Consider the following 747-nt stretch of genomic DNA (forward strand, 5'->3'; position numbering starts at 1 on the left):
TCATGCTGCTGACACCGGTGATACGACCGTAAAAAAGCATAATAAGGCTGGCCGAAAGACCTATCAGTAATCCACCAATTAATGCGGGTGTTATATTCTCCACGAGTACTCCGAGAAATGTTGTTTAAATTTCGGCGGCAGCATAACAGTTTTTTAGGTCAAAATTTAGGCTTGGGCAAAACCTTTTAGTGTCTGAAAAAAGCGATAAGGTTGATCGATAAGCGGTGTATGCCCGCTGTTTCGGAAAGTGAGAACATCGCAATTGGGGTGATGGTCGGCAATGCGGAGTTGGCCGGTACAGGGGTACATCGTTGATTTAAGCCCAACGACTAATGTCAGCGGGCTATTCAGCTTAGCGATAACGTCGAGCATGTCGTAGTCTTGTTCTATGTAGGCTTTCAGACAGGTGATGTAAACGGGCCAGTTATCGACAGGCATTATTTTGCGGGCCAAAAACTCATTTGAGCATACTCTCCTGGCAATCGCTTTGTGGGATGAGCGAGACAGCGCATCAGAGAAGAAGCTTGCTAAATTATCCCATAACTCTTTTCTTAGTGTTTTGGGGAGGGTGTCGTAGGCTGCCTGAGCCTCAATATAAGGGTCTAGCTTGACTATTAGGTCTGTCGCTTCGGAGAGTCTTTCTTGGTTTTCTGCGCCAAAAAGACCCCATTTCCACTCACTATCATTAAGGCATTTGGGACTTTGGTCGATATGTAGATAACGTTCAACCTGATTGTCGCTATATTT

1 protein-coding gene is annotated in these 747 nt (G+C 45.2%); it reads right to left on the reverse strand.

Annotation, left to right across the window (positions count from 1 at the left end; translation table 11 throughout):
* Positions 1-165 precede the first annotated feature (165 nt).
* Positions 166-747, reverse strand: a 582-nt coding sequence (locus A3756_RS27430) for an alpha/beta fold hydrolase (protein ID WP_197481209.1), incomplete at its 5' end; no start/stop codon positions are given.

Source organism: Oleiphilus sp. HI0086 (assembly GCF_001635225.1).